Raw genomic sequence first — 5,465 nt, 5'->3', positions numbered from 1 at the left:
GCCACGGTGACCGAACCCGATTCCGGGAAAGGCATTGCCGCCGCGCCGTCAGGCAGCCATCCCGCCCTTTGGGCTTCCCCTAAAAAGGGAATGGCAATGAGGAGCAGGCTCAACGCGAAGGGCAACCAGCGCAGTGTCCCGCCGGCATTACCGCGCAGGCTCCAGTACCGGCTACGCTGATAGTCGAAGCCGCGGTTGACGGAATCGAACCAGGCGCCTTCCATCCGCCCGGTCGGGGTTTTCTTCGCACGGTCGCGATAGCGCTCGCGCATATAGTCGCGATCATCGAGTCCCATGGCCGGGCTACCCGTTGATCGCGGCGGTCGGCGCCGCGTCGCGAAGATGCCCGATCACCCCGAATACGGCCTGGACGGTCGGTCCCGTACCGGCGGGAATCCGAAAGGTCCGGTAGCCGGCCCGGGCTGTCATGGCGTCGCGCTCCCGATCCTTTTCGGCATCATGCGAGCGGTCGTCGATCTCGATCAAAGCGATGACCCTGCCTGTGGTGGGATCCTCCACCACGAAATCGACGATCTTGCGCGCGAAGGGATTCCAGTCTGCCGGGATGACCCGCCGGCCAGGCACGGAAGGCACCTTGAGGAGCGCACCCATCGCGACCTGTGCATGGATGCGGTACATGGGCAGCACATGTTCGAGCGCCGCCAGCATGGCCTGTTCTCGTTGCGTCATGAACGGCCTGGCGACAGGCGCCAGAGGCTGCTGAGGGGTAATATTGCCCGACAGCCGCGACCAGCCGAGCGCCACGAGCCCGCTCACCAGCAGGAGCGAGGCCAGAAGTTGAAACATGTTCACAGCTCTCTCCTTCAGCCCCAGCCGTCGCGCCGACCTTCCCCGTTGTCCCGCAGATTCCGGCCATCGAGCGCCGAGCGGCGGATGTTGAGCTCGACCTCTTCGCCCTTGCGGGTGATCTGGACGTCGCGCGGATCGAGGCCGTTTCGCCGGGCATAGTCGTTTGCCGCCTTCTCGCTGCCGAACTTGCCGGCTTCCTCGAATTCCCAACCCATTGTTCATCTCCTTCTCTTGGCCGCCGGCACCGCGCCGGCGGCTTCTCCATTCACAAGTCGAGGCCGAGGCTGCGTTCGGGCAGCGGCGGCAATGGATCGCCGCGATCCGGCTTCAGATCGGACGGCGCTGGCGGGGCCTTCGCGGCCGGCATGGGCGCGGCGCCATCGGGCAGCGGCGGGAGGTCGGTCGGAATCGGTGGAAGGTCCGAAAGGTCGATACCATCGATCGGGCCCGGGTCGAATTTCTCGAGGGTCTGAGCGCCCGGTCCCTTCTTCCCGTCGATGTCGAGGCGACCGAGCGTCTCGAGGGAGGAGGTCTTGTCACCGGGGTTCATGTCGAGCTGGCGGCCAAGCTTCTCCTTGTCGTCGACCACCATCGTGAGGGCATCGCGCACGCGGGTGACGAGGACGTTGAACAGACGCTGATTGGACAGGAAACGCTCGAATGACGACATCACACCGATCGCCTTGTCGGTGGTGATCCCCTGCGCCATGTGCATGTTAAGGCTGTAGGCAAGGTCGAGCCGAGACAGCATCGGGTCACCGAGGCCGAGCGTCACGAGCGCCTTGTCTGCAGTCTCTACTTTCACGCCATCGGCATCGACGCCGACGACACGGGCGAGAGCGGCGTTGAGCATACCGCGTTCCTTGTCGTTGGCGGTCCAGCGGATGCGGTCGCCTTCGCGGAGTTGAAGGTCCTTCTTCTCGGAGAGCTGCAGCCGGTCGCGCTGCTCGGTCGGGGAAAGCTTCTGGGGATCGAACCGGATCCTGCGGCGACCGTCCGACAGTTCAACCTTTCCGTTGGCATGGACTTTCAGGACGTCGTAGCGGCCCGCCTTGATGCCGACGTCCTGCGCACCGCCGCGGCCGACCTCCAGCGTCTGGCCCGGCCAGTAGGTCGACGCATAGCGCAGCTCCTCGCGGGTCGTATTGACGCGCTCGTATACGGTGAGGTGGATCGCCTCGCCCTTGACGCTGCCTTCGGCGATCAGTCCGTCCTGAATGCGCTGATTGATGATGGCGCGCGCATCGCGGCCCGACGCGAACACGGCGGTTGCCTCGCGCTCTTGCGGGTCAAGTCCGAGCCACATGTCGGCGGCAGCGGCCGCCGGGTCGGCTGCCTCGACGACACGCTCCCCCAGCACCTTCATCGCCGCGCCGGCCTTGCCGATATTGGCGAGCGCGGCGACCGTGCGCAGCTGGTCGGTGCGCTGACGGATATTCTGGTCCATGCGCGCCACGGTGCCACCGCCGACCTGGATCATGGCGAAGGCCTTGCCGGCATCGATCGAGGAGAGCTGCTGGCGATCGCCGACCAGCACCAGCTTGTCGACACCCAGGGCCGCCGTGATCTGGTGGAGCTTGAGCATGTCGTTGCTCGAGACCATCGACGTCTCGTCGACCAGCAACATGGTGCCGGCGAGCTTCTCGCGCGCGGCGTCATATCGGGGCGTGTCACGCTCGGTGATGAAACGCTCATTGGCGAGGACGAAGGAGGCGATCGTCTGCGCCTTGATGCCCGCCCCTTCACCGAGGTCCGCCACCATTTTGTTCTGAAATGCGAGGCCGGTGATCGATCGGCCTTCGGCTTCGGCGACCCGGGCGACCGCCTGGAGCATGGTCGACTTGCCCGCGCCCGCAACGCCCTGGACCGACACGGTCCGATCTGTCGACGACAGGATCATTGTCGCCGCTGCAAGCTGACCCGGATTGAGGGGCAGAGCCACCGCTTCCTGCAAGCGCTGCGGCGCGTCTGCTGCCGCCACGATCGGCTCCGCTTTCCCTTTGCCTTCTTCGACAGCACCGAGGATCTTTTCTTCGGTCCGCAGAGCCTCCTGCGTGGTGCCCATGCGGCCCGTCCGATCCGCGGCGGTCGCAACGCCGGGGATGAGCTGACGGTTCTGCACCAGCCGATCGATCCGCTTCTCGATCATGTCGACGGTGACGCCTTTGAGGCCGAGATCGAGCGCGGTCTTGCTCAGCAGATTGACGGGCCAGGCGGCTTCGCGTTCGGAGAGCATGCGCACGGCAGACGCGACCGCAAGCTGCGCGCGTGCTTCTCCCGGCGACTTGACCGCCCGGGCGAGCGCGTTGTCCACCAGAGGATCCTGGGGACGAAGCAGCGCACCCAGGGTCTGGCGGGCGCCATCCACGGCATCGACGATGGCGCGGTAGCCGCGCTCCAGGGCGCTTTCCGGAGCCGCTAGCCCTGCGCGCGCCTCGGCCGCCGCCCGCAGGTCCTTGCCGTCGAAGCCGTGGGCCGCAGCCTGGTCGATCCAGCCCTGCTTGAGCGCCGCGCGATCCTCGACATCGAGTTTGGGATCGCGCGAGCGCTTGGTGATTTCGCGCAGGCCCTCGGGCGACTTGATGCCCAACCGCGTCGCGTGATCGAGGATCTCTTCGCGGCGCTGACTGAACTCGCCGATGACAGCCTTGGGGACACCCGATATCTCGAACGTGCCATGCTTGCCCTTGAGCTCAACCTGATAGCCGATCCGCTCGAGCCCGGCGCGCAGGAAGGCGTGGTAGATCGAGCCGATTATGCTGTTGTGGCTCCAGAGCTTGTCGGCATGGAGCGCCTGCCATTTGCCGTCGGGCATGCGCGTGAGATTGGCGATCACCGCATGGATATGCGCCTGGGGATCGAGCGCCCGGCTGGTGTCGTGCTGGAACAGCGCATAGACGAGATTGCCGGTCTGGACCGGCACCTTGCGGCCTTCGATGTCGCGCCGCCCCTCGGCGAGGTTCTTCTCGACCCACGCCATGGTCTGCTTGACGGCCGCCATATTGGCCTCAAGCACGCGCTTGTCGCCGGCGACATAGGCCATGATCGAGGCCGACTTCGGCATCGAGAAGGTGAGGTCGTAGCCCGCGCGCCGGTTCTCGACCTGGGCGACCGCTTCCCCGCTCGGAAGGATGCCATTGAGCACGCCCTCGAACGCGTCCTTGGACACCTCGCCGGACAGACCGAGGTCTTCCGACCCCTCCCCCGCCCACAGGCTGATCTCTGAGGATCCCTCGACCGTATAATAGTCGTCCTTCGCGAAATAGTTCGCGGCACCGGAAGCGGAGCGGACGCCGGCGACCGAGAGCATCAGATGCCCATATCCATGCCGTCATCGTCGCGGCCGCTGGCGAAAGCCTGGCGCAGCTCAACCAGCGTCAGATCCTCGACCTGCGGGCTGGTCTCGCCGTGCCGATGACCATCGCGGCGGTCATCCCTGTCGCGCGCGGAGACCGGCTGTTCTTCGCCGCCGGTGCGCGCCGCTGCCGCCTTGTCCGCCGCATGGGTGCCGGGCGTCGCCTGTTCGTCACGATCGTCGGCGCGCTGGGCCGCGCGCCGGGCGGCATCGTCCTCCTCCTCGACCTCGGCCGACAGGATGCGCGCGGCCAGATCGCGGGCGAGATTGGTGGTCTCGGCCACCTCTTCCACCACCTGCAACGAGCCGTCGCGCCCGCCTGCCTCCCCTGCCCCATCCTCGTCGAACGCTTCCTCTCCGCGCTTTGACCGCACCGGCCCGACATCGGGCCGTTGGACGAAGCCCTGGGCGACCTGGGGATAGTCTTTCCACTCGAGCAGGATCCGCGCCGCGGGAAAGCCGTCGGGGAACTTCACGAAGCCGTGCATCGAGGGCAGGTTGGTGATGTCGTCGGCGATGACGAGCGGCTCGACCTGTTTGCGCGGGGTCAGGGTCGAGGCGTCGCGGGTGTTGTTGTAGCCATAGCTATAGGCCTCATCCATCTGCCGAACCTCGCGGTTGCCGATGTAGCGGGCGCACTGCTCGGCCGTGTCGAGATCGGCGGTCGCGAGGATAAGCTTGGAGCGGGCAAGCGAGGCGAGATTGCGCGCTCCTTGCTCGCCATAGACTTCGACCAGTTTCTCGAAGCTATGGATGCCGAGGATCATAGCACCGCCGAACGCGCGGGCGGTCTGAAGACCATTCTCGATGGCGGGCAGGCGGTGGAGAGCGCCGAGCTCGTCGAACATGAACCATGTGCGCAGGCTGCGCGTGCGCGGCAGCGTCATCAGCCGGTTGATGGCGAGGTCCATCCAGAGCGTCAGCAGCGCCCGGTTCATCGGCAGATCGACATAGTTCGAGGTCACGAACAGGATCGAGCCGGGCTTCTTGTCGCGGGTGATCCAGTCGCGGATCGAGAAGGGCTCACCTTCGTCCGGCAGGAAGCGCAGGACCTGCGCGTTGGTGTTGAAGACGGCGCGGATCGATTCCGCCATGCGGGCCGCTTCTGGGGCGGTCAGCGGATCGGCGATGGTGTTGGCGAGGAAGCGGTGAACGCGCTTCAGGTCGGCCGTCATCAGGTTCTCGGACAGCGCGAGGTTGCTGGTCTGTCCCCGCTCCATGAGGCGGATGCACATCTCGATGAAGAGCGTGCGCGCGGCGAGCGCCCAGAAGGGTTCGGAGGAGCCGCCGTCAGACGGGT

The 5,465-nt window shown here is 66.2% G+C and carries 4 protein-coding genes and 1 pseudogene; all 5 read right to left on the bottom strand.

Translation table 11 applies throughout. The annotated features are described in order from the left end of the window. Nucleotides 1-272, bottom strand: a pseudogene (locus tag SX1_RS21710) (hypothetical protein); the annotation flags it as partial. Between the two features lie 31 nt (nucleotides 273-303). Continuing rightward, nucleotides 304-807: a DUF2726 domain-containing protein gene (locus SX1_RS21705; protein WP_019054789.1), complete on the bottom strand. Its 504-nt coding sequence runs from the start codon at nucleotides 805-807 to the stop codon at nucleotides 304-306. A gap of 17 nt (nucleotides 808-824) precedes the next feature. Next, nucleotides 825-1,025, bottom strand: coding sequence for a hypothetical protein (locus SX1_RS21700; protein ID WP_019054788.1), 201 nt, complete (start codon nucleotides 1,023-1,025; stop codon nucleotides 825-827). Between the two features lie 50 nt (nucleotides 1,026-1,075). Then, entirely contained in the window at nucleotides 1,076-4,120 is a 3,045-nt protein-coding gene (gene mobF, locus SX1_RS21695; RefSeq protein WP_019054787.1) for a MobF family relaxase, read from the bottom strand. Further along, nucleotides 4,120-5,465: type IV secretion system DNA-binding domain-containing protein (locus SX1_RS21690; RefSeq protein ID WP_019054786.1), on the bottom strand; the 1,346-nt coding region annotated here is incomplete at its 5' end. The genes mobF and SX1_RS21690, both read right to left, overlap by 1 nt.

It is taken from the genome of Sphingobium xenophagum NBRC 107872 (genome assembly GCF_000367345.1).
Lineage (GTDB): Bacteria > Pseudomonadota > Alphaproteobacteria > Sphingomonadales > Sphingomonadaceae > Sphingobium > Sphingobium xenophagum.
The sequence above is the reverse complement of the archived record's forward strand: the minus strand, read 5'-3'. Positions and strand labels throughout refer to the sequence as shown.